Source organism: Caulobacter sp. SL161, assembly GCF_026672375.1.
In the GTDB taxonomy this organism is placed as follows: Bacteria; Pseudomonadota; Alphaproteobacteria; order Caulobacterales; family Caulobacteraceae; genus Caulobacter.
This window is the reverse complement of sequence record NZ_JAPPRA010000001.1, coordinates 704,572-730,149: the sequence shown is the minus strand read 5'-3', so window position 1 is coordinate 730,149 and position 25,578 is coordinate 704,572. Positions and strand designations below refer to the sequence as shown.

The following is a 25,578-nucleotide window of genomic DNA, read 5'->3' as shown; positions in this document are numbered from 1 at the left end:
CGTTTCTGGAAAAGAAAACGCCGGGCCGCCCCTCGATTGGGCGCCCGGCGCATATCAAACCACCACTTGCGGCGAGGATTGGCCGCGAAGACCTGCCTCAGACGTCGACTTCGGCGTCCAGCGCGTTCTCCTGGATGAACTCGCGACGGGGCTCGACGAGGTCGCCCATCAGACGACTGAACATATCGTCTGCGTCGTCGGCGTGATTGACGCGGACCTGCAGCAGGGTGCGGGCTTCGGCGTCCAGCGTGGTCTCCCACAGCTGATCGGGATTCATCTCGCCCAGACCCTTGTAGCGTTGGATGGTCAGGCCCTTGCGGCCGGCGTCCAGCACCGCGTTCACGAGGTCGAGCGGCCCGCGCACGGTCGTCGACTTGTCCTTGCGGCGGAACACCGCGCGACCCGAGAAGATCTCGGCCAGTTTGACGGCGCGTTCGGCAAGGCGGCGGGCGTCGGCGGCGTGCAGCAGCACATCGTCCAGAACAACCCGCTCCGAAACACCGCGACGCACGCGGCTGAACACAAAGCCGGTGTCGCCGCGCTCGCCCGACCAAGGTCCATCGCCTTCCTCGGCGTAGAGATCCAGGCGGGTGGCGGCCGCGGCGGCGTCCGGCGATTCGCCCAGAAGGCCCGCGAGGGCCGCCTGCTCGATCGCGGTCGCCGGCGCCCGGGCGGCCAGGCGGTCAATATTGGCCTTGGCCGAGCGGCAGGTCTGGACCAAGGCCAGCAGGTCCTGGCCCGTCATCCGCTCACCCGACGCCAGATCCAGCTCAGCCCCGTCGACGCCCTCGTCGACGAGGAAGGCGTCCATCTCGGCGTCATCCTTCAGGTAGCGCGAGGACTTGCCCTTGCTGGCTTTGTAGAGCGGCGGCTGGGCGATGTAGATATAGCCGCGCTCGATCAGCTCCGGCATCTGCCGGTAGAAGAAGGTCAGAAGCAGGGTGCGGATGTGGGCGCCGTCGACGTCGGCGTCGGTCATCAGCACGATCTTGTGGTAGCGCACCTTGTCCGGGTTGAAGTCGTCGCGGCCGATCCCCGCGCCTAGGGCGGTGATCAGCGTGCCGATCTGATCGGACGACAGCATCTTGTCGAAACGCGCGCGCTCGACGTTCAGGATCTTGCCGCGCAAGGGCAGGACGGCCTGGTTGTCGCGATTGCGGGCCTGCTTGGCCGAGCCGCCGGCCGAGTCGCCCTCGACGATGAAGATCTCGGACTTGGCCGGATCGCGTTCCGAGCAGTCGGCCAGCTTGCCGGGCAGGCTGGTGATGTCGAGCGCGCTCTTGCGGCGGGTCAGTTCGCGGGCCTTGCGGGCCGCCTCGCGGGCGGCGGCGGCCTCGGCGATCTTGGTCACAATCGCCTTGGCCTCGTTCGGATGTTCCTCGAACCAGGTCGAGAGACCTTCCGACACCAGACCCTCGACGGCGGGGCGCACTTCGGACGAGACCAGCTTGTCCTTGGTCTGTGAGCTGAACTTCGGATCCGGGACCTTGACCGACAGCACGCAGGTCAGGCCCTCGCGGCTGTCTTCGCCGCCCAGGCTGACCTTTTCCTTCTTCAGGATGCCGGAGCTCTCGGCGTAGCCGGTGATGATCCGGGTCAGGGCCGCGCGGAAGGCCGAAAGGTGCGTGCCGCCATCCCGCTGCGGGATGTTGTTGGTGAAGCACAGCATCTGCTCGTGGTAGCTGTCGTTCCACCAAAGGGCCAGGTCGATCTCGACCTTGTCCTTGACGCCCTTGACGGCGATCGGGGCCTTCAGCAGCGGCGTCTTGGCCTTGTCGAGGTGGCGCACGAAGGCCTCGATGCCGCCCTCGTAAAACAGCTTCTCTTCCCACGGCTCGACGTCGCGATGGTCCTTGAACCAGATCGTCACGCCCGAGTTCAGGAAGGCCAGCTCGCGCAGGCGATGCTCCAGCGTCTTCCGGTCGAATTCGATGAAGGCGAAGGTGTCCTTCGACGGAAAGAACGTGACTTCCGTACCGGTCAGGGTCTCGCCGGCCTTGGGGCCCTCGGTCCGCACGGGCGAGTCGCCGGTGACCTTCAGCGAGGTGACCGCGTCGCCGCGCTCGAAGCGCATCTGGTGGACCTTGCCGTTGCGGTGGATCAGCAGCTCCAGCCAATCCGACAGGGCGTTCACGACCGAGACGCCCACGCCGTGCAGACCGCCCGAGACCTTGTAGCTGTTCTGGTCGAACTTACCGCCGGCGTGCAGCTGGGTCATGATGACCTCGGCCGCCGAGACGCCCTCGCCCTCGTGCATGTCGACGGGGATGCCGCGTCCGTCGTCGGTGACCGTCACCGAGCCGTCGGCGTTCAGGATCACCTGGACCTTGGTGGCGTGGCCGGCCAGGGCCTCGTCGATGGCGTTGTCGACCACCTCATAGACCATGTGGTGCAGGCCCGAGCCGTCGTCGGTGTCACCGATGTACATGCCGGGGCGCTTGCGAACGGCGTCGAGGCCTTTCAGCACCTTGATCGAGTCCGCGCCGTACTGGGCGGCGGCTTCCTCGGTCGTCATTTCCGGGGTCGACAGGTCGGGAACTTGGTCTTCGGTGTTCTCGGTCATTCGTCTTCCAGAGTAGTCAGGCCGGCGTCGCCCACGCGAACGCCTAGCGCCCGACCCTTGAGATGGTCGAACAGCGACTCGTCCGTGCCGGTCAGGAAGGCCTGGAGCTTGAGCGCCGTGAGTTCGTCGGCCAGAGCGGCTCGCCGGGTAAGGTCGAGATGCGCGGCGACTTCGTCGAGCAATATTACAGGATTCGGCGCAGATTCCGCACGCGAAAGTCGCGCCGCCTGGGCCAAAACTAGGTTCAAAATCAGGGCTTTTTGCTCCCCGGTCGAGCATTCCGCCGCCGGACGGTCCTTCTCGACATGGAAGATCGCTAGATCGCCGCGATGCGGGCCCGTCAACGCCCTGCCGGCGGCGCCGTCGCGGGCCCGCGCGGACGCGAGCGCCTGGGCCAGCTTCAGCTCGATCTCGGCGAACGGCGCGCCCTCCAGCGCCATCCGTTCCCACTCTCCGGTCAGCGACAGCCTGGCTAGAGGGAACGGCCGGTCTCCCCGCCCGTCGATCTCGCCCTGGAGCGCCAGCAGCGTGCGCGCCCGGGCCTGGGCCAAGAGCGCGCCGAACTCGGCCAGGCGGGCCTCCAGCGCCGTCAGCCAGGTCGCGTCGGCCGGCGCGCCGGTCTCGACGGCGTCGATCAGCAGCCGCATCCGCTCGCGTTGCGCCTTGTCATAGGCGTTGGCGTTGGCCGCGTGCGTGGGTTCGCCCGCGAAAACCAGCCGATCGAAGAAACGACGCCGTTCCGAGGCGGCTTCCAGGAACAATCGGTCTTGGGCGGGCGTCAGCCAGATGGGGCGAACATGGTCGGCGAGGCGTCCTGGCGGCACGGTCTCGCCGTCCAGCCGCACGGTCCGCCGCGAGGCGCCGCCCTGCTCCACGCCTGTGCCGATCCGTACCGGCGGATCATCGCTCGACTGAACCTCGGCGGCCACGGCCCAGGCGCGTCCGATAGCCTCTCCCGGCAGCCGTCGCCCCACCTCCGCGAGACTGACGCCGCGTAGGCCTTTGCCGGGGCTCAGCAGACTGATCGCCTCGAGAAGATTGGTCTTTCCCGCCCCGTTCGCGCCGAACAGATAGACGCTACGCCCCCCCGTCTCCAGGCGCGCGCGCTCGTAGGACCGGAAGTCCGTCAGGGTCAGGGAAAGCAGTGCGGCCGACGCCATGTGGGCGTTCTTAAGGGGTGTCGGCCCCCGGGGCTAGGCGGGCCGAGACGCCCGCTCCAATGAGGACGCTGGAGCGGGCCCCGCCTCGGAATGGCCCTCCTGAGACTTGCGCGACATGTAGGCCCCGCCACGGCCAAGCTCGCCGCCACTCTGTGGCGAGACCATGGCAAAATCGCTGCGGGGCCCTTTCATGGAGGCGAATTAAGAATCCGCCGGTCTTCAGAGGTCAGCCCAGCTTGTAGCCGCACAGCTTGTTGCCATCGAGATCGCGGAAATAGGCGAAATAGGCCTTGGGCATGCGCTCACCGGGAGGGCCATCGCACACTGCGCCCAGTTCCAAGGCCTTGGCGTGGAAGGCGTCCACCTCAGCGGGGGTGTCGAAGGCGAAGCCGGCCATCATGCCGTTGCCGACGCAGGCGGGATTGCCGTCATGCGGGCCCAGCACCCCGAACATGCAGCCTTCGCCGCGATAGAGACGACCGCCCGACGGATGATCGAAAAGCGGTCTGAACCCGGCCGAGGCCAGGAGCGCGTCATAGAAGGCCTTGGCCTTCGGCAGGTCGTTGGATCCGACCGTCACATAGTTCAGCTTGGCCATGGGCAGCCTCCCGTTTTGATATGCAACGGACCTTATCGTGACTCCCCGCGCTTGCAACTTGCCCTAGGCGTCAACCCTCCCAGAGGCTGCGGTGGCTATAGACCCAGGCTCCGACATCGGCGAAGCGATCGGTGACGATCGCGCAAGTCCGGACACGACCTGCCTTCGCGCTGACGATCCAGCCGGACCGCTCCAGGATCTTCAGGTGCTTCATGAAGGAGGTCAGCGCCATGTCATGCGGCGCGGCCAGCTCGCCCACACTGGCGGGACCCTGAAAGCAAAAACGGACGCCCGAGGGCGTCCGTTTCTCAATGGACCGATGACCCGGCTGCGGATCAGACCCGCAGCGGCATCAACACATACTTCACGCCCGGATCGACGGGGTCGACCACCAGGGTCGGGCTGGCCGGGTCGGCGAAGCGGAACTCGGCCTGCGGACCGGCGATCTGGCCGCAGACGTCCAGCAGGTAGCGGGCGTTGAAGCCGATCTCGAAGGGCTCGCCGTCGTAATCGACCTCGACCTCTTCGACGGCCTGGCCGGCTTCCATGTTGCGGACGGTCAGGGTGATGCGGCCAGGCTCGACAGCCAGCTTCACCGAGCGGCTCTTCTCGGCCGAGATGGTGGCCACCCGGTCCACGGCCTTGGCGAACAGGTCGTTGTCGAGGGTCAGGATCTTGGCGTTATCGCGCGGGATCACCCGCATGTAGTCGGGGAAGGCGCCGTCGATGACCTTGGAGGTCAAGGCGGCGGCGCCGAACTCGAAGCGGACCTTCTGGGGCGAGACCTGCAGATCGACCGTCTCGCCGGCCGATTCCATCAGGCGGCGGGCCTCGGCGATGGTCTTGCGGGGCACGATCACGCCCGGGATGCCGACCGCGCCCTCAGGCGCGGGCATCTCGGCCAGGGCCAGACGGTGGCCGTCGGTGGCGACGGCGCGCAGCTTGGTCTCGCCGCCTTCGTTGACCGTGTGGACGTAGAGGCCGTTCAGATAGTAGCGGGTCTCTTCGGTCGAGATCGCGAACCGGGTCTTGTCGATCAGGCGGATCAGCTCGTTGGTGTCGACCGCGATGCGGCTGGACAGGCCGTCCGAGCTCATCACCGGGAAGTCGCCGGCCGGCAGCACCGGCAGGTTGAAACGCGAGCGACCGGCCTGGATGACCAGGCGCGGATCATCGCCGCTGAAGCTCAACGACACATCGGCGCCGTCGGGCAGCTTGCGAACGATCTCGTACAGGGTGTGGGCGGGCGCGGTGATCTGGCCGGGCACGTCGATCTGGGCGAAGCCCTCGTCGATGATCTCCATGTCCAGGTCCGTGGCCGAGAACGACAGCCGGTCACCTTCAGCCGACAGCAGGATGTTCGACAGGATCGGGATGGTGTTGCGGCGCTCGACGACGCTCTGCACATGCCCCAGCGCCTTCAGGAGCGCCGCCCGTTCGATCGTAAGCTTCATAGTCCAGTCCAGATGTCGGGTTCAGCCGCCGCCAGGGAGAATCAGCCCCGCGCGAACCCGTGGAGAAGGGACCGCCGACATTAGCGAAAAGACGCGCGCGGGGAAGAGGCCCAAGCCCTTGCGGTGCGGGATTCGGGCTCCATTTATTGAGAACCATTCTCAAATAGGAGCATCTCGATGCGCCTTGCCCTGAAGACCCTGACCTATGCGTCCATGCACCTGACGGTCGCCGTGGCGGTGGCCTACGCCCTGACCCGCGACTGGCGGGTGGCGCTGGCGGTCGGTCTGGTCGAACCGATGGTCCAGACCGTGGCCTTCAACATCCATGAGCGTCTGTGGTCGCGCGCCGATCAGCGAGCGCGCGACCGATCCGGCGATCAGGCCTTGGCGTCGAACGCGCCGCCCGTGCTGTCGCCCTCGGCGGCCGCGCCGGCGTAGGGGTTTGCCGAGGCTGCGGGCGCATCCGGCGAGGCCGGGCCGGTCGAACCCTTGGCCGCCACAGCGACCATGGCGGGACGAACCAGCCGGCCCATCAGCTCATAACCGGCCTGCATCACCATCAGCACGCCGCCGGCGGCCACCTCGGTCGAGGGCTGCTCGGTGACGGCCTGGTGCAGGTGCGGGTCGAACTTGTCGCCCTTGGCCGGATCGATCTTCTTCAGGCCGTTGCGTTCGAAGGCGCTCTGCAGCTCCTTCTCGGTCATCTCGACCCCGATGATGAAGTTCTTCACCGCCGGGTCGGTCGAGTCCTTGGGGCTGTGGGCGGTGGCGCGACCCAGATTGTCGGCGGCGCCCAGGAGGTCACGCGCGAACTTCTGGATCGCGTAGGCGCGCGCGTCATTCATCTCGCGCTCTGCGCGGCGCTTGGTGTTCTCGGCCTCGGCGGCGTAGCGGAGCGCCTGCTCCTTCAGTTGCGCCACTTCCAGCTTAAGCGCCTCGATCTCCTGCGCGGCGTCATCGGCTTCGAACGGCATCTCTTCCGCCGGCGTTTGCTCGTCGGTCATTGGGTAAAGTCCTTATCCATCCATCATCCGCCCGAGCACCCGGGCGGTATAGTCCACCAACGGAATGACCCGAGCATAGTTCAAGCGGGCGGGCCCAATCACGCCGATCGCGCCCAGCACCTTCTGACGCCCCGTCATATAGGGCGCCGCGATCACCGAGGAACCCGAAAGCGAAAAGAGACGCGTTTCGGCCCCGATATAGATACGAACGCCCTCGGCGTCGCGCACGTCGTCCAGCAGGCCGATCAACTGGCCCTTCTGCTCCAGATCGTCGAACAGTTGCCGCACCCGGTCGATGTCCTCGCGAGCCCGGGCGTCGGCCAGCAGGTTGGCCTGGCCGCGCACGATCAGCGAGCGCGCATCGCCCTCGCCGCCGCTCCAGGCCGCCAGCCCGTCCTCGACGAGGCGGGCGGCCGTCTCGTTCAGCTGCCGTCGCGCGGCGTCCAGCTCGCCGCCCATCTCGGTCCGCGCCTCGGTCAGGGTGCGGCCGCGCAGGCGGGCGTTGAGGAAGTTGGAGGCCTCCTGCAGCGCCGAGGGCGTAACGCCCGGCGCCTGGCGCATCAGGCGGTTCTCGACCTGACCATCCTCGAACACCATGACCGCCAGCACCTGGCCGCCGCCCAGGGGGACGAACTCCACGTGCTTGACCCCGCCTTCGCGGACGGGCGTGACAACGATCCCGGCCCCGCCGGCTAGGCCCGACAGGATCGACGAGGCCTCGGCCAGCGCCTCCTCGAACGAGCGCCCCTTCACGGCGAGGCGCGCCTCGATCGCGCGCTTTTCCTGCTCGGCGACGTCCCCGACCTCGAGGAAGCCGTCGACGAACATCCTCAGACCGGCGTGCGTGGGCATGCGGCCGGCGCTGGTGTGCGGCGCGTCCAGCAGGCCCAGCTGGGCCAGATCCTGCATCGTATTGCGGATCGAGGCCGGCGACAGCGCCACCCCGCCCTTGGAGATGGTGCGCGAGCCTACCGGCTCGCCGGTCTCGATGTACGACTCCACGACACGCCGGAAGATGTCACGGGCGCGCGCGTCCAGTTCGGCCAGCCCGGGCGTGCGGACGATCGGCCCTGGGAAGAGCTGCGTCATGCGCCAGCGCTCCGATCAAGCGTGACTTCGAAGACCCGGTCGGCGAACAAAAGCGGTCGGCCCCTTTCAAGTTCGGCTTCCAATAGGATAAGCGGCCACCCACACACATTCAAATCTCCCCGTCGATCAGGAGTTTCCCATGCGTCCGTCCGAACGCGCCCCCGACCAGCTGCGCGCCGTCACGCTGGAAACCGGCGTCAACCGCTATGCGGAGGGCTCGTGCCTGATCGGGTTCGGCCACACCAAGGTGCTGGTCACCGCCACGGTCGAGGAGAACGTCCCCGGCTGGATGCGCAACAAGGGCGCCGGCTGGGTCACGGCCGAGTACGGCATGCTGCCGCGCGCGACGCATACGCGCGGTCGCCGCGAAGCCGCCGCCGGCAAGCAGACCGGCCGCACCCAGGAGATCCAGCGCCTGATCGGCCGCTCCCTGCGCGCCGTCGTCGACCTGAAGGCGCTGGGCGAGCGCCAGATCACGCTGGACTGCGACGTCGTCCAGGCCGACGGCGGCACCCGCACCGCCGCCATCACCGGCGCCTGGGTCGCCCTGCGCCTGGCCACGAAGTACCTGCTGGACGAGGGCGTGCTGAAGACCGACCCGATCCTGGGCCAGGTGGCGGCCGTCTCGTGCGGTGTGTTCAACGGCGTGCCGGTTCTCGACCTCGACTACGAGGAAGACAGCAACGCCGAGGCCGACAGCAACTTCGTGCTGACCGGCGAGGGCGACATCGTCGAGATCCAGGCGACCGGCGAGAAGCGCGGCTTCACCCGCGCCGAGTTCGAAAGCCTGTACGGTCTGGCCGAGAAGGGGATCAACGAACTGTTCGCCCTGCAGCGCGCCGCGATCAGCCGTTAAGGTTCAGGGCTTGCCGAACCGGGGCGGCAGTCCCAGATTCGAGCTCCAAGTCTAGGAGTCTCGCGTGCCCACCCCGTTCGAAGGCTATGAAGTCGAAGCCCGCCTGCGTCCCTCGGCCGAAGCCTATCGCTTCGACCTCGACCAGGCGCTGGCCTCGATGGTGGCCCTGGAAGCCAGGGTTCCGGCCGACGCCTACACCGCCGCGATCCTCGGGACCGAACGGGTCGGCAACGGCGTCGTGATCAGCCTCGGCGGTCTGGTCGTGACCATGGCCTATCTGATCACCGAGGCCGAAGAGGTCGTTCTCACCCGCAATGACGGCCGGCGCGTGCCCGCCCATGTGCTGGGCCTCGACGTCCGCTCGGGCCTGGGCCTTGTTCAGGCGCTGGAGCCGCTGGACCTGCCGGCGATCAAAATCGGCAGCGCGCGCGACCTCGAAGCCGGCTCGGCGATCATCGCCGCCGGCGCCGGCGGCCGCGCCCACGCGGTGGCCGGACAGGTGCTGACCCGCATGCCGTTCGCCGGCTACTGGGAATACAAGCTCGACGACGCGATCATCACCGCGCCGGCTCACCCGCACTGGAGCGGCGCGGCCCTGATCGGTCCCAAGGGCGACCTCGTGGGCCTGGGGTCGCTGACCCTTGAGGGGCGTGATCAGAGCGGCGAGGCTCGCCCGCTCAACCTGTTCGTACCGGCCGAGCTGCTGCCGCCGATCCTCGATGATCTGGCGCGTGGCCGCAGCCCGCATCCGCCGCGCCCGTGGCTGGGAGTGTTCGCCCAGGACATGGAGAACCACGTCGTCATCGTGGGGATCTCGCCCAAGGGCCCCGCCGACCGCGCTGAACTGCGCGCCGGCGACCTGATCCTGGCCGTGGCCGGCAAGCCGGTTTCGGATCTGTCGGAATTCTACGACGCGCTCTGGGGTCTGGGCGAAGCCGGCGTCACGGTGCCGCTGAAGATCCTGCGCGAGGGCGACGCCTTCGAGATGGAGGTCCGCTCGATGGACCGCGCCAACCTGCTGAAGAAGCGGCGACTGAACTAGTCGTCGTTCGCGTCCGCCGGGCCGTACTCGAAGCTCAACAGATCCCCCGGCTGGCACTCCAGTTCGCGACAGAGTGCGTCCAGCGTCGAGAACCGCACCGCGCGCGCCTTGCCCGTTTTCAGGATCGACAGGTTGGCGATCGTCACGCCGACGCGGTCCGACAGTTCGGTCAGCGACATGCGGCGCTCCAGAAGCACGCGGTCGAGGTTCACGCGGACGGGCATTCAGGATCGCTCCGGATCAGATCGTGAGTTCGGCTTCGCGCCGCAGGCGCGCGCCCTCGCGGAAGACTTCGGCCAGGACGAACACCACCAGCACCGAGAACCAGGCGGTCAGGGTGAAGCTGTCGTCGATGACCTTGGCTTTCGGGGCCAGCCAGCGGGCGAGACCCGAAAAGACGTAACGGCCGACCTCCAGGCCCGCCAGCACCAGCCCGATCAGGCGCAGGCGCACGACATTGTCGGGGTGGAAGGGATCGCCGGCCGTCAGGGTGGCGAAGATCTTGCGCAAGCGCTCGACAATGACCATCCAGCCGCCGAGCAGCAGGGCCCAGGCCGCCAGGGCCCCGGCGAACAGCGGGCCGTTGCGGCTGACCGCCTCGACCGCGTCGCTGATCGGCAACATCGCGGCCAGCAATTCGGGATTGAAGCTGAACAGCAGCGCGATCAGCGTGAACAGCGACAAAAGACTGACGAAGATCCACAGCCCGACATAGATGACGTCGAGGATGATCTTCAGAAAACTCGAAACCGAGCCTGGCCCCAAGGCGCGCATGGCTGTTTCCCCCCACAGCGACGCTAAGCAACATGCCCCGCGTCGCGGGGAGACGTCAAAACGGCGAACGCGCCCCTAAAGCGTCTGCGCCAGGAACGCCACGGCCGACACCGGCACGGCCACGATCAGCGCGGCGGTGATGGCGGTCATGACGACCTTGTCGGCGATATGGAACAGACGGGCGGCGGACATCGCGTTTTCCAGTTTGAGAGACATGGCCAGGGCCGAAACATTCGCCCCCTCGCCACGCTAAACAAATAGGCCGGGTTTGCGGTTCCGCCAATGTCGTTTATCGAGAAACGATATTAAACTTTGGCAATGATCGGCGGCGGCGTGTCGCCCGCGCCATCGGCGCGCACTCAAGCCGTGGAGGGCTCGGTCGCGATCATCGAGGCGCGCTTGGAGACCGCGTCGTACCAGGCCGACAAGGCCGGGCGACCGGGACGCCAGGCGACCACCTGCCGCACGTCCAGATAGGCCAGCTGCACGGCGATCGCGATCTCGGCGATTTCGAACCGATCGCTGGGCAGATCCGCTGCTTCGAAAAGGTCGAGCGCGGCGTGAACCGCGCGCAGCTGGCGATCGAACAGGTCCTGACGGTGCTGCGCCTCGGGCCGCATGCGCTCGCGGACGATCAGCAGGGCCGCATCGCCCAAACCGTCGGCCGCCGCTTCGAGGGTCAGGGCCCGCCGCCGCGCCGGCTGGGCGTTCGGAATCAGGGTCGGCTCGGACAGTCCGTCCAGGAAGTCGACGATCACGGCGGAATCAAACACCGTCTCGCCGCCCTCCAGCACCAGGGTCGGCACCTTGTTCAGCGGGTTCAGCGCCCGGAGGCTTTCGTCCTGGAACGGCGCGATCGTCTCGAACGTCAGGCGCTCGGACAGCCCTTTTTCCATGGTCAGAACACGAACCTTGCGGGCAAACGGCGACAAGGGCGAGTAAAGAAGCCGCATCGATGGATTTCCTGGAGACGACGAATGGCGCTGAAGCTTGAAGTGGGAGCAAAGCTTGTGGCGGCCACCCACAATCCTGGCAAGGTCCCCGAGATCGCCGCCCTGCTGGATGGCCGGTTCGAGATCGTCACCGCCGGCCAGTTGGGCCTGCCCGAACCGGACGAAACCGAGAGCACCTTCGTCGGCAACGCGCTGCTGAAGGCCCGCCACGCCGCAGACCTGTCGGGCCTGCCCGCCCTGGCGGATGATTCGGGCCTGTCGGTCACCGCGCTGGACGGCGCGCCGGGCATCTTCTCCGCCCGCTGGGCCGGTCCGAGCAAGGACTTCGCCCTGGCCATGAAGAAGGTCGAGGCGCGCCTGGAAGAGACCGCGTCGGATGATCGCACCGCCTGGTTCACCTCGGCCCTGGCCGTGGCCTGGCCGAACGGCCCGGCGGTCGTGGTCGAAGGCCGCGTCGATGGAACCCTGGTGTTCCCGGGACGCGGGACGCGCGGCTTTGGCTATGACCCGATCTTCGTCCCCGAGGGCCACGCCCTGACCTTCGGCGAGATGGAGCCGGCCGCCAAGGACGCCATGAGCCATAGGGCCCGCGCCTTCGCCAAGCTGAAGGCGGCCCTGTTTGACTGATCCCCGCACCGAGGCCGTGGGGATCTATGTCCACTGGCCCTACTGCGCGCGAATCTGCCCCTATTGCGACTTCAATGTCGTACGCGATCGCGGACGGACCGACGAGCAGCGGGCCCTGGCGGACGCCATCGTCGCGGACCTGGAAGCGCAGCGCGCCCTGACCGGCGAGCGGCGTCTGCTGTCGATCTTCTTCGGCGGCGGCACGCCCTCGCTGATGGACCCGGCGCAGGTGGCGCGGGTGATCGAGACCGCCAAGCGCCTGTGGTCGCCGGCCGACGATCTTGAAATCAGCCTGGAGGCCAACCCCACGGACGCCGAGACCGATCGCTTCGCGGCCCTCGCCGACGCCGGAGTTCAGCGCCTGTCGCTGGGCGTGCAGGCGTTGGATGACGCTTCTCTCAAGGCGCTGGGCCGTAACCACGACGCCGGCGCGGCGCGGCGAGCCATAGCCGCAGCAGCCCGGGCCTTTCCCCGCCTGTCGATCGATCTGATCTACGCCCGCCCGGGCCAGACCGATTCGGCGTGGCGCGCCGAGCTCTCCGAAGCGATCGCCCTGGGCCCCGAGCACGTCTCGCCCTACCAGCTGACCATCGAGCCCGGCACCGCCTTTGACCGCGCGGTCGGGCGCGGAACCTTGGTCACGCCCGACGAGGACCTGGCCGCCACCCTGTTCGAGACCACCCAGGAAATCCTCGAGGCCGCCGGCTTCGACGCCTACGAGGTCTCCAACCACGCCCGGGGCGAGGCCGCCCGCGCGCGGCACAATCTCGTCTACTGGCGGGGCGTCGACTATGTCGGCGTCGGGCCGGGCGCGCATGGCCGCCTAGCCCTGCCCGAGGGCCGCGCCGCCACCACCGCCCATCGCGCCATCAAGGACTATATCGCCGCGGTCGGCGATCACGGCGTCGGCTTTCAGTCGGAGATCCTCACGCCCGAGGACGCGGCCCTGGAGCGACTGGTTCTGGGGATGCGGATCGACGCCGGGGTCGGCTTTGACGAGGTCGCGGTTCTGGGCCTTGACCCGGACGTCGCCAAGGTCCGCGATCTGGTCGAGACCGGCCTTCTGGTCGAGGATCGCGCGCGGCTGAGGGCGACGCGCGCGGGCCGGCTGGTGCTGGATCGGCTGACAGGCGCGCTCGCAACCTGATATGGGTTTGACTCAACCGAAGGACACCTAGCCCTTGAGTCGTCTGCTTCCCCCGCCAGCCCTGTCCGACGCGCCGCTCGCGCCCGGCCTCTATCTGGTGGCGACGCCGATCGGCAATCTGCGCGACATCACTCTGCGGGCCCTGGACGTGCTGGCCGGCTGCGACGTGCTGCTGGCCGAAGACACCCGGGTGACCGGCAAGCTGTTGTCGGCCTACGGGATCAGGACCCGGCTGGAACGCCATGACGAGCATGTGGCCGAGCGAGCGATTCCGGTGATCCTCGAGCGTCTGGCCGCCGGCGAGCGCGTGGCGCTGGTCTCGGACGCGGGCACGCCGATGGTCTCCGACCCCGGCTATCGCCTGGCCCGCGAGGCGATCGCCGCCGGCCATGACGTGATCCCGATCCCCGGCGCCTCGGCCGCCCTAGCCGCCCTGACCCTGGCCGGTCTGCCCACCGAGCGGTTCCTGTTCGCCGGCTTCCCGCCCCCCAAGAGCGCCGCGCGTCGGACCTTCTTAGAGGAGTTCGCCAACACCCGCGCCACACTGATCTTCTATGAGGGCGCCTCGCGGGTCGCCGACTGCCTCGCGGACATGGCGGCGGTGTTCGGCGGCGATCGTCCGGCCGCTGTGTGTCGCGAACTGACCAAGCTCTACGAGACCTGCGTGCGGGGGCCGCTCAGCGACCTCGCCGCCGATCCGCGCTTCGACGCCCCGAAAGGCGAGATCGTGATCCTGGTCGGGCCCGGGGTCGAAAAGGTCGCCAGCGCCGACGACGCAGAGGCCGCCTTGCGCGAAGCCATGGCCCGCCTGCCGCTGGGCGAGGCGGCCTCGGAAGTGGCCAAGGCGCTGGGCCTGTCGCGCAAGGATCTCTACCGCCAGGCGCTGGCGCTGAAGGAGCAGGCCTGATGGCGGCAGGCGTTCGCCAGGCGCGCGGAACCGCCGCGCGCAAGGTCGGGCGCCGCGCCGAGGTCATCGCCGCGCTCTGGCTGATGGCCAAGGGCTACCGCATCCTCGGCTTCCGGCTGGCGACGCCGCTTGGCGAAATCGACCTCCTGGCGCAACGTGGCAAGGTGCTGGCCGTTATCGAAGTCAAGCAACGCACCACCATCGAGGACGCCCTGGACGCCGTGAAGCCGACCCAGAGGGAGCGCCTGCGCCGCGCCGCAACGCATCTGGCCGCGCACCGCGCCGGACTGCGCGACCTGCTGGTGCGGCTGGACCTCATTGCAATGGCGCCCGGCAGGCCGCCGCGACACCTTCCCGACGCCTGGGGCGGAGCCTGAGATGACCCGGGAAGAGGCCGAGGCGATCCTGATTAAGGCGGGCGAAGGTCCCGACGAGGGCTTTCCGCTGTTCGAGGCCGCCCTGGCCTGCGCCGTGCACGATGACCCCAGCCGCGACACCAAGGCCGCCGTCGATCTGGCCCGTGACGCGGTCGAGCGTCTGCGCCGCCGCGCCGAGAGCGAGTCGCCTGAAGAGGCCGTGGCCGAGACCCTGGCGGGCGACCTGCGCCTAACCGGCGACGTGATCACCTATGATCATCCCGACAACGCCGACGTCATCGCCATCGCCCACCGTCGCAAGGGCCTGCCCGTGGCGCTGGGCGTCTTCTACCTGCACGCCGCCCGCGCCGTGGGGCTGGAGCTCTACGGCGTCGACTTCCCCGGACACTTCCTGCTGCGGATCGAGACCGATGAGGGCCCGCTGGCCCTGGACCCGTTCAGCGAGGGGCGCGTGGTGCTGCCGTCCGAGCTGTCGCGCCGGGCCCTGCGCACGGGGCTGATGCCCGACGTCGCCGCGCGGCTTGAGCTTCTGATGGCCCCGATCAGCGACCGCGCCGTGCTGATCCGCCTGCAGAACAACATCTTCGCTCGCGCCCAGCAGGCCAAGGACTGGCCCCGCGCCGAGCGCTCAGCCCTGCGCCGCGCCTTGCTCAACCCCAAGGACCACCGCCCCTGGCTGGACGTCGCAGCCGCTCGCGAGGGCCAGGGCGCTCTGGCCGGCGCGCTGCAGGCCCTGTCGCGCGCCCAGATCCTGGACGGCGGCGCGGCGATCGCGGCGCGGGCGGCGCGGGAACGGGTGCGGCTCAGACTCAATTGACCCGACACGAGGGCGCGCGGAGCGCGGTTCGGCGCACCGGGAAAGTGAAGTTTATAGTTGACTGTCTCGCCACTCACTTTTAGTGAAGTTGAAACTTCATCAAATTGGAACACCGCCATGACGATCCTGTTCGATGGCTTCGAGATCAAAGAGACCTTCGCCTGTTCGGTCGAGAAGCTGTTTTCGGCGTTCATCGACCCGGCGACCAAGCGCGGCTGGTACGCCGACGGCAATTCTTCTGCCACGCACGAAACGCTTGAATACAGCCTGGATGCGCGCGTGGGCGGGAAAGAGATCTTCCGCATCGTGTTGAACGACAAGACCCCGGTCCCCGGCCTGCAGGTTGATATGGAAGGCGAATTCGTCGCCCGCGAAGACAATATGCTTCTGGTCTGCCGGACGCGGATGATCACGGGCGGCAAGGTGGTCTCGATCGCCAACGAGGCGTTCGAGTTCGCGGCCGAAGGCGACAAGGCCAGCCTGAAGCTGACCCAACAGGGCGCCTATCTGGAGGGCTCCGACGGCCCTCTGCTGCGCCGGAACGGACACGAGCAGCTTCTCGCTGGTCTCCATCGCTATCTGGAGGCCTAACCCATGCGTGTTGCGACCAGCGGGGCGCCGCGCGAAGAGATCGAGGGCCTTCTGGCCGCGCTTGGCGATGGCACGCGGCGAAAGATCTTCTTTTCGCTGATGGAGCGCGAGCAGAGCGTCAAGGATCTGGCCACCCCGCTCGGCATCACGCTGACGGGCCTGGGTCAGCATGTTCGGATTCTCGAGAGCGCCCGCCTGGTCAGCACGCGCAAGGTGGGCCGCGAGCGGATTTGCACGGTCGACCCCGAGGGTCTGGAGCGGCTCGAAGCGTTCGCCCGTCTCCAGAAGACCCTGTGGCGGTCGCGCTTCGACGCCCTGAGGCGAACCGTTGAGGGCGACTAAGAAGAGATGGTGAGCGGACATTCGCTCAAGAAGTCCGCTCGCAATCTCGTCATTCGCGCTTAACTAGACGCTCGCCGCCCTCTAGGTCTGGGCGGCGTCGAGAAAACCCCAGGAGCCCCCATGTCGCTGCGAGTCGCCGTCCAGATGGATCCCATCCTGGGGATCAATATCGACACCGACACGTCCTTCCTGATGATGATGGAAGCCCAGAGCCGCGGCCACAAGCTGTGGTTCTACACCCCCGACAAGCTTTCGCAGGAAGACGGCCGGGTGTTCGCGCGCGCCCAGCCGGTCGAGGTGTTCGCCGATAAGGGCGCGCACGCCAGGCTGGGTGAGACCGTGGTGCTGGACATGAAGGACGACATCGACGTCGTCCTGATGCGCCAGGATCCGCCGTTCGACATGGCCTACATCACGGCCACGCACTTCCTGGAGAAGGTCCACCCCCACACCCTGGTCGTGAACAATCCCGCCGAGGTGCGCAACGCGCCCGAGAAGCTGTTCGTCACCGACTTCCCAGGGGTGCAGCCGCCGACCCTGATCACCAGCGACCATGAAGCGATCTACGACTTCCGCGCCCGGCACGGCGACATTGTGCTGAAGCCCCTCTATGGCGGCGGCGGCTCGGGCGTGGCGCGTCTGCTGGCCGATGATCCCAATCTCGACGCCCTCCTGGAACTGCACGCGATGATCGGCCGCGAGCAGGTCATCGCGCAGAAGTTCGTTCCCGCCGTCAGCAAGGGCGACAAGCGCGTGCTGCTGGTCGATGGCGAGCCCGTGGGCGCGATCAACCGCGTTCCGGCCAGCGGCCAAGTCCGCTCGAACCTGCGCGTCGGCGGCCGCGCCGAGGCGGTGGAGCTGACCGCCCGCGACCTGGAGCTTTGCAAGATCATCGCCCCGGAACTGAAGCGTCGCGGTCTGCTATTCGTGGGCATCGACGTGATCGGCGAGTACCTCACCGAGATCAACGTCACCTCGCCCACGGGCGCCCAACAGCTGAAGCGGTTTACCGGTATCAACGCCGCCGAAGTACTTTGGAATCGGATCGAGGACATTCGGGCGAACGGTGGGTAACTCTGCGTAAACGGCAAGATTTCCCGAAACGTTCGTTTTTCGTTCTTGCTCCATTTCGCCAGCTATGTTGCTCCTTGTGGATAAATTGAAGTTCCTCAAGGAGTTACGATGGCCGCCAGGGTCGTCACCGTCGCGTTCGAAGGCGTCGAGGCCCGGAGGGTCGATGTCGAGGTCCAACTGACGACCGGCCAGCACGCCTTCGTGGTGGTGGGGCTGGCCGACAAGGCGGTCGCCGAAAGCCGCGAACGGGTGCGCGGCGCCTTCGCCGGCCTTGGCCTTTCGTTGCCCGGCAAGCGCATCGTCGCCAACCTGGCGCCGGCCGACCTGCCCAAGGAGGGCGCGCACTTCGACCTGCCGATCGCGCTTGCGGTGATGGCGGCCCTGGGCGTCATCCCTTTGGACGCGCTGGACGGCTGGGCGGCGATGGGCGAGCTGTCTCTGGACGGCCGCATCGTGCCCGCCGCCGGCGCCCTTCCCGCCGCCATGGCGGCGGGGGCCATGGACCTGGGGCTTATCTGCCCCGAAGCCTCGGGACCGGAAGCGGCCTGGGCCGGCGGCACGCGGATCCTGGCGCCGCGCTCGCTGGTGGCGCTGATCAACCACTTCCGAGGTAGCCAGATCCTCTCAGCCCCGACGCCGGGCCCGATCATCGAGGGCGAGCCGCCCAGGGACCTGCGCGACGTCAAAGGCCAGGAACACGCCAAGCGCGCGTTGGAGATCGCGGCGGCCGGCGGCCACAACCTGCTGTTCTGTGGTCCGCCGGGCTCGGGCAAGTCGATGCTGGCCCAGCGCCTGCCTGGCCTCTTGCCGCCCCTGACCTCGGCCGAGCTGCTGGAGACCTCGATGGTCCATTCGGTGGCGGGGCTCATCGCCCGGGGCACGCTGACGCGCGCGCGGCCCTTCCGCGCTCCGCACCACAGCGCCAGCATGGCCGCCCTGACCGGCGGCGGGCATCGCGCCAAGCCGGGCGAGGTCTCTTTGGCGCACAATGGCGTCCTGTTCCTGGATGAACTGCCCGAGTTCGGCGTCCAGGCGCTGGACAGCCTACGCGGTCCGCTGGAGACGGGCGAGGTGATGGTCGCGCGCGCCAACGCGCATGTGCGCTATCCCGCCAAGGTCCAGCTGGTCGCGGCGATGAACCCCTGTCGCTGCGGCCACGGCGGCGCCGGGCGCGGCGCTTGCGGCAAGGCCCCCCGGTGCCAGAAGGACTATCAGGGCCGCATCTCGGGCCCCCTGCTCGACCGGATTGATCTGGCCGTCGACATGCCCGCCGTCACCGCCGCCGATCTGGCCCTGCCGCCGCCGGTCGAAGGCTCCGCCGAGATCGCCGCGCGCGTGGCGCGGGCCAGGGCCTTGCAGGTCGACCGCGCCGAGGCGCTGGGAGCCGCCGATGGCCTGAACGGCCGCGCCGAGGGGGCGTTTCTGGAAAAGATCTCAGGGCTCGACACGGCAGGGCGGGACCTGCTGTCCCGCGCCGCCGAGGCCGGACGCATCAGCGCCCGCGGCTGGACCCGGGTGCTACGCCTCTCCCGCACCATCGCCGACCTGGAGGGAGTCGATAGCGTCAAGCGGGTTCATGTCGCCGAGGCCCTGGCCTATCGGCGCACCAGCGCGGCGGGCGACGAAGACGTCGGCCCGCCGTCTCGCCGGATCGAAAACACGTCTAGAAGCGTTGGCTGAGCCCGATCTGGGCCAGCCGGGGCGCGCCCGGCAGAATGCCGCGTGACCGGTCGGCGATGTAAAGCTTGTCGCCGATGTTCTTGACGGCCAGGAACAGCGTGGTGCGATCGCCGAACGGACGGGTGTTGAGACTGGCGTTCCAGACGGTGGCGGACTTGATCAGGCCCCGTTGACCGTCGGCGGTCTGGGCCACCGTGTTCAGATCGTCGGTGAACATCTTCCCGGTGTGCTGCACCTCAAGCTGGACGTCGGTGTGGACGCCGAAGCTGTAGCCGATCGCCGCCGAGGCCAGCCACCGCGGCGCATAGGGCAACCGGTTGCCCGACACAGAGACCCCGCCAAAGCCGCTGACGCTGGAGCGACGCGTGCCCACGAAGGCGGCGTCGGGCAGCCAGGTGAGGGCCGACCGGAAGAAGACGTCGTCCCCTCGGATCATGCCCATCTCGCGCAGCGAACCCTTCAGCGACAGCTCCACGCCCTGGTGACGGGTCTTGCCGCCGTTGGTCAGGGTGGCGCCGACGCCGCCGGCCACCGAGGCGGGGATCACCTGGTTGTCGAAGTCCATACGGAAGGCGTTGATGTCCACAAAGAGGCCGGGCCGGACCGCGCTACGATAGCCGATCTCGCTGTTGACGCTCTCCTCGGCGTCGATGTCGACCACGCCGCCCGTGCCGCTGACAATGTCCTCAGCCCTCGGCGGGGCGAAGCCACGGTGCACGCCGCCATAGAGGTAGGCCCCCGGCTTGACCGCCCAGGCAAAGCCCAGACCCGGGATCACTTCGGACAGGTCGGTCTCGCCGGTCGTCCCGTTCAGCCGGTTGACCCGCCGGTAGTCGATCTGTTCGACCCGCAGGCCCGGATTCACCGTCAGGCGGTCCCAGGTCAGGCTGAGGCTGACAAAGCCGGCGCTGGCCTCGCCATAGCGCAGATTGTTTTCACGAACCCCGCCGTTCACCGAGGTTCCCGCTGTCCGCGCGGTGGGTCGATCGCCGTTCAACTGCAGCCGGTTCTGCCGTTCCCATTGATGGCGCGCGCCCGCCTCGATCACCGCCTGGGCGCCGGCCAGCGTGCCCGTCCAGGTCAGGCGGGTGTCGAGGCCATAGGTGTTGTACTCGCGCAGGCGGCCTTCATTGCCGCAGGTGGTGTTCAGATTGGCCATGCCGCCGCACGCCGGATCGCTGGCGTCGTTGGGTCGCTGGCCGGAGTTTGAGGATTGCCGCCACCAGTCGCGGTCGAACCAGAGGCTATAGGCCGAAGTCTTGAGATTGAGAGCCTCCGACAGCGTCCAGCCGTGGGTGATCGCCGCGGTCGCGCGCTTGATCTTGAAATGGTCGTTGGCGAAGGGGTTCTGCCGGGGATCGGCCGCATACTCCGCCGCCGTCAGGCCCGAATAGGTCACCTGGCTGTCCTCGGTGGCATGGCCGACCCGCAGGGCGATGGCGTGGTGCGCCGACAGCCGCCCCTCAAGCTTGCCCCAAAAGTCCTGGATCTCCAGCGCCGTGTTGTCGCGAACGCCGTTCGAACGCGTGCGGTTGGCGTGACCGATCGCAGCGAGTTCGCCCAGGACCGGGCCGCCGATCTTCAGGTCCAGCTCCCGATAGCCGCGCCCGCCACCAGCCATGAACAGGTCGCCGCCAAAGGTCTCCGGCGCGCTGGGAGTGATGAAGTTGATGACTCCGCCCACGGTGTTGGGGCCAAACCGGATCTGGCTGGCGCCCTTGAGGGTTTCGATGCGGACAAACCGACGAAACGGCGGCGTCGAGTAGCTGGCGTTGTCCGTGTAGGGGGCGTAGCTCAGCGGCAGGCCGTCCTCCAACTGCAGAATCTTGGTCGATCGGGTGGGCGCCAGACCGCGAATCCCGATGTTGGGACGCAGGCCAAGGCCCTCCTCATCGCGCGCATAGACACCGGGCACTTGGCGCAGGGCCTCATTGACGGTCAGGACGCGAGACCGTTCCAGGTCGGCCTCGTTCACCACATGGCTCGAACCGGCGATCCTGAGACGCTGGGCGCCTCGCCCCAGCACCAGCACCTCGCTGATCTCGGTATCAGCCTTTGCGTCCAAGGGCGCGGCTTCCTTCGCATTCGCCCCGAACGCCGGGCCCAGCAGGGCCAGGACGGAAAGGGACGCCCCGAAACGGACGGCGTGTCGATGGGAGCGGATCACGATGGACACCTATGACTCTGAGCAGATCGATCCCGTCGGACCGAGCGGTGCCTGTTAGTAAGTCTGAGTGTCACTCGCAATAGAATGATGCGACTGACTTGCAATTGCTCAAGCCATTGTATCGCCTCCGACACACAGAAAGCCCCCGCAGGCCTGTCGGCTCGGGCTGATCCAGCTGTCCAGGCGCTCTTGAACCGGGCGTTAAGCCGCGTCGGCTATCCCTGTCCGGCATGAGCGACAGCAGATCCGACGACCGCCATCCCAGCGTCACGCCCGAGCAGCTGGCGACTCTTAGCCACGAGTTCCGTACGCCCCTGAACGGTGTGCTGGGCATGGCGAGGCTCCTGGAAAACACCAAGCTGACCGCCGAGCAGCGGTCCTATGTCACCGCCCTGCGCGAGAGCGGCGATCACCTGCTGTCGCTGGTCAATGACGTGCTGCACTTCGCCCGCCTGGGCGCGGCCGCGATCGAGCTGTCGCTGGCCCCGGTCGATATCGAGGGCCTGCTGCGGCAGGTCGCCGAGCTGATGAGCCCGCGCGCTCACGAGAAGGGCGTCGAGATCGCCTGGGCCGTCTCCTCGCCCCTGCCGACGATCCTGGCCGACGAGGGCCGGCTTCGGCAGATCCTGCTGAACTTCGCCGGCAACGCCGTGAAGTTCACCGAAGCCGGCGGCGTGCTGCTGACCGCCAGCGCCATCGACGGCGGGCGTATCCGCTTCTCGGTGGCCGACACCGGCCCCGGCGTCGCGCCAGACGCCCGCGCCCGCATCTTCGAAGCCTTCGTCCAGACCGACGTCACCCACGCCACCCAGCTGGGCGGCGCGGGCCTGGGCCTGGCCATCGTCTCGCGGCTCTCGGCCGCCATGGGCGGCGCGGTCGGGGTCGGCGGCGAGCTGGGCCAGGGCGCGGAGTTCTGGTTCGAGGCGTCGTTCGCCACAGCCGCCGCCCCCGTGCGGGCCGCGCCGCTGGAGGGCCGCAACGTCGCCATCGCCTCGCCCAACGCCATTGTCCGCGCCGCCACGGCCCGCCAGATCGAGGCGGCGGGCGGACGCGCCTACGCCGCCGTCGACATCGCCTCGGCCCTGGCCGGCGCGCCCGCCGACGCGGTGCTGCTGATCGACGCGGCCCTCTCAGGGCCACGCGGCGCCCTGAAGCCGCCCGCCGGCCGCCGCTCGGTGGTGCTGCTGACGCCCGAACAGCGCGACCGCATCGACCGCCTCAAGGCCGCCGGGTTCTCGGGCTATCTGATCAAGCCGCTACGCGCGGCCTCGCTGGTCGCCCAGGTGCTGCAAGCGACGACGGCTGATGGTGTGGCCGAGGACGAGCCCGCCCACGACGACCGCATCGCCGGCGCCGTCGCCAGCGGCGCGCCGGTGCTGCTGGCCGAGGCCAATCCGATCAACACGCTCCTGCCCCGCACCCTGCCGGAGCGCGAAGGCTGCATCGTCGACCGCGTCGCCGACGGCGAGCAGGCCATCGCCGCCGCCTCGGCCGGGGTCTATGACCTGATCCTGATGGATCTGCGGATGCCGGGCCTGACCGGGATCGAGGCCGCCCGCGCCCTGCGCGCCAAGGGTGTCGCCACCCCGATCGCCGCCCTGACCGCCGACGCCTTCGACGAGGACCGCCGCACCTGCCTGGCGGCGGGCATGGACGACTTCCTGGTCAAGCCCCTGACCCAGGAGGCCCTGCGCGACGCTCTGAAGCGCTGGACCACCGGCGGCGTCTTGGGCGGCTGGACGAAACCCGCGACGCGAGCCAAGGTCGCCGGCTGATACGGGGGGCGTCCCCCGCTGGGGGATCGCCGCATGTCCGAAGACGCTTCCGAGAAGAAACTGTCGATCCTTGGCGCGTTCGCCGATCGTCGTATTCTGGTGATGCTCGCGCTGGGCTTCTCGGCGGGCCTTCCCAACCTGCTGGTTTTCGACACCCTCTCTGCCTGGCTCCGTGAGGACGGCGTCTCGCTTGAGATCATCGGCTTCTTCAGCCTGGCGACGATGGCTTACGCGGCCAAGTTCCTGTGGGCGCCCCTCGTCGACCGCGTGAAGATTCCTTTCCTCACGGGTTGGCTGGGGCACAGGCGCTCTTGGATGCTGGTCGCTCAGGCCGCGATCATGCTGGGTCTCTGGCTGATTTCCGGCCAGTCGACCGCAAGCGGCCTGGGGGCTATCGCCGCGATGGCGGTGTTCGTCGGCTTCTCCGGCGCAACCCAGGACATCGTCATCGATGCTTGGCGCATTGAGGCTGGGGAGGACGCTAGACAGGGCGCCATGGCGGCCGCATATCAGTGGGGCTATCGCATCGCCATTGTGGTGGCCGGGGCGGTGCCGCTGCTATTGGCGGAGGCCAAGGGATGGAACTTTTCGTACGCGGTCATGGCCGGCTTGATGCTGGTCGGCGTAGCGGGCGTGCTTGGCGCCCCTAGAGAACAGAAACACGTCATCCGCCCGATTCACACCGAGGGGGTCCCCGCCCGCCCGGTGCGCGACGTGGTCGAATGGCTTTGTCGTGGCGCCATCTTCGTCGTCGGCGCCCTAGTCGTCGGCTCAGGACTTTCCGGCAACGCCACGCCGTTGACCTTCCTAAGCACGCCGCTCGGCTCACCAGACGCATTTGGCCTAGCTGGACTATGGAAGACGCCGCCCACCGGCACGCTCCTGCAAGTTGGTGCCGTCGTCGTGGGACTAGCGGTAATCGTTATCGCCTGCTGGCCGATTCCGAAGACGCCGACCCGCCCCGGGGCCTATCTGTCGCAATCCTTCGGCGCGCCGCTGATCGACTTCTTCCGCCGCCACCGCAGCACCGCCGCCCTGATCCTGGCCCTGATCTGCTTCTACCGGCTTGCCGATTTCGTGCTGAACATCATGAACCCGTTCTACCTGGACCTGGGGTTCACCAAACCTGAGATCGCAGAGATCCGCAAAGTCTTCGGGACGATCATGTCGATGATCGGCGTGCTGGCCGGCGGGATCGCGATCGCCAAGCTGGGCCTGATCCGCTCGTTGATCATCGGCGCATTCGCAGGCCCCCTGAGCAACCTGATCTTCGCATGGCTCGCCATGCAGGGGCACGATGTTCGCGCCCTGATTATCGCCATCAGCTTTGACAACGTCGCTCAAGGTTTCTCCGGCGTCGCGCTGATCGCCTACATGTCGAGCCTCACCGGCCAAGGCTTCACGGCGACCCAGTACGCGCTTTTCTCCTCGCTCTACGCATTGCCCGGGAAGGTCATCGCCACACTCTCCGGCCGGATTGTCGAGAGCTCGGCGCGCGCGGCGGAGGCCGGCGGCCCCTTTGCCGTGCTCAAGCCGCTATTCGCCAATATGACGCCGGACGCCTTGGTCTCGGGCGCCGCCAAGACCGGCGTGTCGCCCGCAGCGCTGGGCAGCGGCTACATGGTGTTCTTCTTGTACTCGACGCTGATCGGCGTCTTTGCGATTGCGCTCACCTTCGCCGTGGCCCGTCGAACACTCGCTGAAGACGCCGCGCGAGAAGCGCCCTCAGGCGACAACACCTAAACCGCCAGGCACACCACCTGGGCCACCCGCAGGTCGCGGCGCAGGCCGTCGGCGACGCGGCCGTAGTTCTCGGTGGTGATCGGCTCGCTGGGGGCGAACTCCGAGGCGGCGGGGCGACGGTGCGAGCCGAGCACGGCCTTCAGGGTTTCAGGTGCGGTCGTGTAGATGCGGCCCCGGCGCGGGGCCTCGGCCACGGTGACGCCGATGACCCGTCCTGCGGCGTCGAGCGCGGGCGCGCCCGAAAGGCCCGACAGCGTGCCCTTCAAGGTGTCGGTGCGCCCGACCTCGGCCCAGACCAGAACGGGCTCGGTGCGTGCGCCCCGACCGTGGACGACCAGATTCTCGCGTCCCAGCAGTCGCGAGGCGGCCTCGCCGGGATGGCCCTGGGGGAAACCGGGGTGATAGGCGCGCGCGCCCCGGCGCAGCGGCTCGTCCAGCCCCATCGGCACGGCCGGCGCGCCGCCTTCGGTAGTCAGCACGGCGGCGTCGGCGCGGGTGTCGACATGGACCTTGGCGGCCACGCCCCGTCCGTCAGCCACGACGATGGCGGCCTGCTTGCAGCCGTCGACCACATGGCGGGCGGTCAGCCAGACGCCGTCGTCGCCGACCGAAAAGGCCGTGCCCGAGCCCGGCGTGGGCTTGTCAGGCACCTGAACCACGATCGAGGGATCGAAGGGCGAGGACGGTCCCAGCGGCAAGCCTTCCTCGCCCGGCACGGGCGGCGGCGGCGGCGGCGCGTCCGACCGCTCCTGACGACCGACAGCGACGATCACCAGGGCGCTCACCGCCGCAGCATAGACCAGCCAGTCGGGAAGCTTGGGGAAATGCACCGGACGAC

At 68.2% G+C, this 25,578-nt stretch carries 26 protein-coding genes and 1 pseudogene; 14 read left to right on the top strand and 13 right to left on the bottom strand.

The genetic code is table 11. The features are described 5' to 3' along the window. Positions 1-97: 97 nt before the first annotated feature. The 5 genes and pseudogenes from gyrB to dnaN form a co-directional block, all read right to left on the bottom strand. Positions 98-2,563 (bottom strand): DNA topoisomerase (ATP-hydrolyzing) subunit B, encoded by a 2,466-nt coding sequence (gene gyrB / locus OVA11_RS03760; protein WP_268066234.1) that lies wholly within the window; start codon positions 2,561-2,563, stop codon positions 98-100. Continuing rightward, positions 2,560-3,723 (bottom strand): DNA replication/repair protein RecF, encoded by a 1,164-nt coding sequence (gene recF / locus OVA11_RS03755; protein ID WP_268066233.1) that lies wholly within the window; start codon positions 3,721-3,723, stop codon positions 2,560-2,562. The genes gyrB and recF overlap by 4 nt, the downstream gene beginning before the upstream one ends. Before the next feature lie 226 nt (positions 3,724-3,949). Next, a complete protein-coding gene (locus tag OVA11_RS03750; RefSeq protein WP_012639894.1) occupies positions 3,950-4,321 on the bottom strand; it encodes a VOC family protein in 372 nt (123 codons plus the stop codon). A gap of 70 nt (positions 4,322-4,391) precedes the next feature. Beyond that, positions 4,392-4,595 (bottom strand): annotated as a pseudogene (locus OVA11_RS03745) (ArsR/SmtB family transcription factor); the annotation flags it as partial. Between the two features lie 61 nt (positions 4,596-4,656). After that, a complete protein-coding gene (gene dnaN, locus OVA11_RS03740) occupies positions 4,657-5,775 on the bottom strand; it encodes a DNA polymerase III subunit beta (RefSeq protein WP_010918045.1) in 1,119 nt (372 codons plus the stop codon). Positions 5,776-5,952: 177 nt separating this feature from the next. Here dnaN and OVA11_RS03735 point away from each other — a divergent pair, with 177 nt between their 5' ends. Continuing rightward, the gene (locus OVA11_RS03735; RefSeq protein ID WP_010918044.1) at positions 5,953-6,213 is read left to right on the top strand and encodes a DUF2061 domain-containing protein; all 261 of its coding nucleotides are present in this window, start codon (positions 5,953-5,955) and stop codon (positions 6,211-6,213) included. Here OVA11_RS03735 and grpE read toward each other — a convergent pair. Then, a complete protein-coding gene (gene grpE / locus OVA11_RS03730) occupies positions 6,153-6,779 on the bottom strand; it encodes a nucleotide exchange factor GrpE (protein WP_012639893.1) in 627 nt (208 codons plus the stop codon). The genes OVA11_RS03735 and grpE overlap by 61 nt on opposite strands. A gap of 12 nt (positions 6,780-6,791) precedes the next feature. Next, entirely contained in the window at positions 6,792-7,868 is a 1,077-nt protein-coding gene (gene hrcA / locus OVA11_RS03725) for a heat-inducible transcriptional repressor HrcA (protein WP_268066232.1), read from the bottom strand. A 139-nt stretch (positions 7,869-8,007) separates the two neighbouring features. Here hrcA and rph point away from each other — a divergent pair, with 139 nt between their 5' ends. Beyond that, positions 8,008-8,724: a ribonuclease PH gene (gene rph, locus OVA11_RS03720; RefSeq protein ID WP_268066231.1), complete on the top strand. Its 717-nt coding sequence runs from the start codon at positions 8,008-8,010 to the stop codon at positions 8,722-8,724. A gap of 64 nt (positions 8,725-8,788) precedes the next feature. Continuing rightward, positions 8,789-9,766, top strand: a complete 978-nt coding sequence (locus OVA11_RS03715) for a S1C family serine protease (protein WP_268066230.1) — start codon at positions 8,789-8,791, stop codon at positions 9,764-9,766. On the opposite strand, the gene OVA11_RS03710 is transcribed toward OVA11_RS03715, so the two are convergent. The 4 genes from OVA11_RS03710 to OVA11_RS03695 form a co-directional block, all read right to left on the bottom strand. Beyond that, positions 9,763-9,990: a helix-turn-helix domain-containing protein gene (locus OVA11_RS03710; protein WP_012639890.1), complete on the bottom strand. Its 228-nt coding sequence runs from the start codon at positions 9,988-9,990 to the stop codon at positions 9,763-9,765. The genes OVA11_RS03715 and OVA11_RS03710 overlap by 4 nt on opposite strands. A gap of 16 nt (positions 9,991-10,006) precedes the next feature. After that, entirely contained in the window at positions 10,007-10,540 is a 534-nt protein-coding gene (locus OVA11_RS03705) for a DUF2975 domain-containing protein (protein WP_012639889.1), read from the bottom strand. A gap of 75 nt (positions 10,541-10,615) precedes the next feature. Continuing rightward, entirely contained in the window at positions 10,616-10,732 is a 117-nt protein-coding gene (locus tag OVA11_RS03700; protein WP_024265502.1) for a hypothetical protein, read from the bottom strand. A gap of 167 nt (positions 10,733-10,899) precedes the next feature. Further along, on the bottom strand, positions 10,900-11,493 hold the full coding sequence (locus OVA11_RS03695) for a glutathione S-transferase N-terminal domain-containing protein (RefSeq protein ID WP_268066229.1): 594 nt from the start codon (positions 11,491-11,493) through the stop codon (positions 10,900-10,902). Between the two features lie 24 nt (positions 11,494-11,517). On the opposite strand from OVA11_RS03695, the gene rdgB reads away from it, so the two are divergent. The 9 genes from rdgB to OVA11_RS03650 all read left to right on the top strand — a co-directional run bounded on the left by rdgB (position 11,518) and on the right by OVA11_RS03650 (position 19,055). Further along, positions 11,518-12,120: an RdgB/HAM1 family non-canonical purine NTP pyrophosphatase gene (rdgB, locus tag OVA11_RS03690; RefSeq protein ID WP_268066228.1), complete on the top strand. Its 603-nt coding sequence runs from the start codon at positions 11,518-11,520 to the stop codon at positions 12,118-12,120. Continuing rightward, a complete protein-coding gene (gene hemW, locus OVA11_RS03685; protein ID WP_268066227.1) occupies positions 12,113-13,267 on the top strand; it encodes a radical SAM family heme chaperone HemW in 1,155 nt (384 codons plus the stop codon). Before rdgB ends, hemW begins: the two co-directional genes overlap by 8 nt. Positions 13,268-13,301: 34 nt before the next feature. Further along, positions 13,302-14,174, top strand: coding sequence for a 16S rRNA (cytidine(1402)-2'-O)-methyltransferase (gene rsmI / locus OVA11_RS03680; protein ID WP_268066226.1), 873 nt, complete (start codon positions 13,302-13,304; stop codon positions 14,172-14,174). Further along, positions 14,174-14,551: a YraN family protein gene (locus tag OVA11_RS03675; RefSeq protein ID WP_268066225.1), complete on the top strand. Its 378-nt coding sequence runs from the start codon at positions 14,174-14,176 to the stop codon at positions 14,549-14,551. The genes rsmI and OVA11_RS03675 overlap by 1 nt, the downstream gene beginning before the upstream one ends. A gap of 1 nt (position 14,552) precedes the next feature. Further along, positions 14,553-15,368, top strand: a complete 816-nt coding sequence (locus OVA11_RS03670; RefSeq protein ID WP_268066224.1) for a SirB1 family protein — start codon at positions 14,553-14,555, stop codon at positions 15,366-15,368. Positions 15,369-15,485: 117 nt separating this feature from the next. Beyond that, the gene (locus OVA11_RS03665) at positions 15,486-15,959 is read left to right on the top strand and encodes an SRPBCC domain-containing protein (protein WP_268066223.1); all 474 of its coding nucleotides are present in this window, start codon (positions 15,486-15,488) and stop codon (positions 15,957-15,959) included. 3 nt (positions 15,960-15,962) lie between these two features. Further along, positions 15,963-16,301 carry an ArsR/SmtB family transcription factor gene (locus tag OVA11_RS03660; protein WP_268066222.1) on the top strand — a complete coding sequence of 113 codons (339 nt, stop codon included), beginning with the start codon at positions 15,963-15,965 and terminating at the stop codon, positions 16,299-16,301. 120 nt (positions 16,302-16,421) lie between these two features. Next, positions 16,422-17,375 (top strand): glutathione synthase, encoded by a 954-nt coding sequence (gene gshB, locus OVA11_RS03655; RefSeq protein ID WP_268066221.1) that lies wholly within the window; start codon positions 16,422-16,424, stop codon positions 17,373-17,375. Positions 17,376-17,483: 108 nt separating this feature from the next. Next, complete coding sequence (locus OVA11_RS03650) at positions 17,484-19,055, top strand: YifB family Mg chelatase-like AAA ATPase (RefSeq protein WP_268066220.1); 1,572 nt, start codon at positions 17,484-17,486, stop codon at positions 19,053-19,055. Here OVA11_RS03650 and OVA11_RS03645 read toward each other — a convergent pair. Next, entirely contained in the window at positions 19,039-21,231 is a 2,193-nt protein-coding gene (locus tag OVA11_RS03645) for a TonB-dependent receptor family protein (protein ID WP_268066219.1), read from the bottom strand. The two genes, OVA11_RS03650 and OVA11_RS03645, sit on opposite strands and share 17 nt — an antisense overlap. A 221-nt stretch (positions 21,232-21,452) precedes the next feature. Here OVA11_RS03645 and OVA11_RS03640 point away from each other — a divergent pair, with 221 nt between their 5' ends. Both OVA11_RS03640 and OVA11_RS03635 read left to right on the top strand, forming a co-directional pair. Next, positions 21,453-22,997: a response regulator gene (locus tag OVA11_RS03640; protein WP_268066218.1), complete on the top strand. Its 1,545-nt coding sequence runs from the start codon at positions 21,453-21,455 to the stop codon at positions 22,995-22,997. A 33-nt stretch (positions 22,998-23,030) separates the two neighbouring features. Continuing rightward, the gene (locus OVA11_RS03635) at positions 23,031-24,740 is read left to right on the top strand and encodes an AmpG family muropeptide MFS transporter (protein ID WP_268066217.1); all 1,710 of its coding nucleotides are present in this window, start codon (positions 23,031-23,033) and stop codon (positions 24,738-24,740) included. On the opposite strand, the gene OVA11_RS03630 is transcribed toward OVA11_RS03635, so the two are convergent. Next, positions 24,737-25,570: a S1 family peptidase gene (locus OVA11_RS03630; protein WP_268066216.1), complete on the bottom strand. Its 834-nt coding sequence runs from the start codon at positions 25,568-25,570 to the stop codon at positions 24,737-24,739. The genes OVA11_RS03635 and OVA11_RS03630 overlap by 4 nt on opposite strands. Between the last annotated feature and the right edge of the window lie 8 nt (positions 25,571-25,578).

Bases quoted from the DNA above. Each gene is read 5' to 3' on its own strand.
- dnaN (WP_010918045.1), bottom strand. From the start codon at position 5,775: ATGAAGCTTACGATCGAACGGGCGGCGCTCCTGAAGGCGCTGGGGCAT.
- gshB (WP_268066221.1), top strand. From the start codon at position 16,422: ATGTCGCTGCGAGTCGCCGTCCAGATGGATCCCATCCTGGGGATCAAT.
- rph (WP_268066231.1), top strand. From the start codon at position 8,008: ATGCGTCCGTCCGAACGCGCCCCCGACCAGCTGCGCGCCGTCACGCTG.
- OVA11_RS03695 (WP_268066229.1), bottom strand. From the start codon at position 11,493: ATGCGGCTTCTTTACTCGCCCTTGTCGCCGTTTGCCCGCAAGGTTCGT.
- OVA11_RS03640 (WP_268066218.1), top strand. From the start codon at position 21,453: ATGAGCGACAGCAGATCCGACGACCGCCATCCCAGCGTCACGCCCGAG.
- OVA11_RS03750 (WP_012639894.1), bottom strand. From the start codon at position 4,321: ATGGCCAAGCTGAACTATGTGACGGTCGGATCCAACGACCTGCCGAAG.
- OVA11_RS03670 (WP_268066224.1), top strand. From the start codon at position 14,553: ATGACCCGGGAAGAGGCCGAGGCGATCCTGATTAAGGCGGGCGAAGGT.
- OVA11_RS03635 (WP_268066217.1), top strand. From the start codon at position 23,031: ATGTCCGAAGACGCTTCCGAGAAGAAACTGTCGATCCTTGGCGCGTTC.
- recF (WP_268066233.1), bottom strand. From the start codon at position 3,723: ATGGCGTCGGCCGCACTGCTTTCCCTGACCCTGACGGACTTCCGGTCC.
- OVA11_RS03675 (WP_268066225.1), top strand. From the start codon at position 14,174: ATGGCGGCAGGCGTTCGCCAGGCGCGCGGAACCGCCGCGCGCAAGGTC.
- OVA11_RS03660 (WP_268066222.1), top strand. From the start codon at position 15,963: ATGCGTGTTGCGACCAGCGGGGCGCCGCGCGAAGAGATCGAGGGCCTT.
- grpE (WP_012639893.1), bottom strand. From the start codon at position 6,779: ATGACCGACGAGCAAACGCCGGCGGAAGAGATGCCGTTCGAAGCCGAT.
- OVA11_RS03650 (WP_268066220.1), top strand. From the start codon at position 17,484: ATGGCCGCCAGGGTCGTCACCGTCGCGTTCGAAGGCGTCGAGGCCCGG.
- rdgB (WP_268066228.1), top strand. From the start codon at position 11,518: ATGGCGCTGAAGCTTGAAGTGGGAGCAAAGCTTGTGGCGGCCACCCAC.
- hrcA (WP_268066232.1), bottom strand. From the start codon at position 7,868: ATGACGCAGCTCTTCCCAGGGCCGATCGTCCGCACGCCCGGGCTGGCC.
- OVA11_RS03705 (WP_012639889.1), bottom strand. From the start codon at position 10,540: ATGCGCGCCTTGGGGCCAGGCTCGGTTTCGAGTTTTCTGAAGATCATC.
- OVA11_RS03665 (WP_268066223.1), top strand. From the start codon at position 15,486: ATGACGATCCTGTTCGATGGCTTCGAGATCAAAGAGACCTTCGCCTGT.
- OVA11_RS03710 (WP_012639890.1), bottom strand. From the start codon at position 9,990: ATGCCCGTCCGCGTGAACCTCGACCGCGTGCTTCTGGAGCGCCGCATG.
- gyrB (WP_268066234.1), bottom strand. From the start codon at position 2,563: ATGACCGAGAACACCGAAGACCAAGTTCCCGACCTGTCGACCCCGGAA.
- OVA11_RS03735 (WP_010918044.1), top strand. From the start codon at position 5,953: ATGCGCCTTGCCCTGAAGACCCTGACCTATGCGTCCATGCACCTGACG.
- OVA11_RS03700 (WP_024265502.1), bottom strand. From the start codon at position 10,732: ATGTCCGCCGCCCGTCTGTTCCATATCGCCGACAAGGTCGTCATGACC.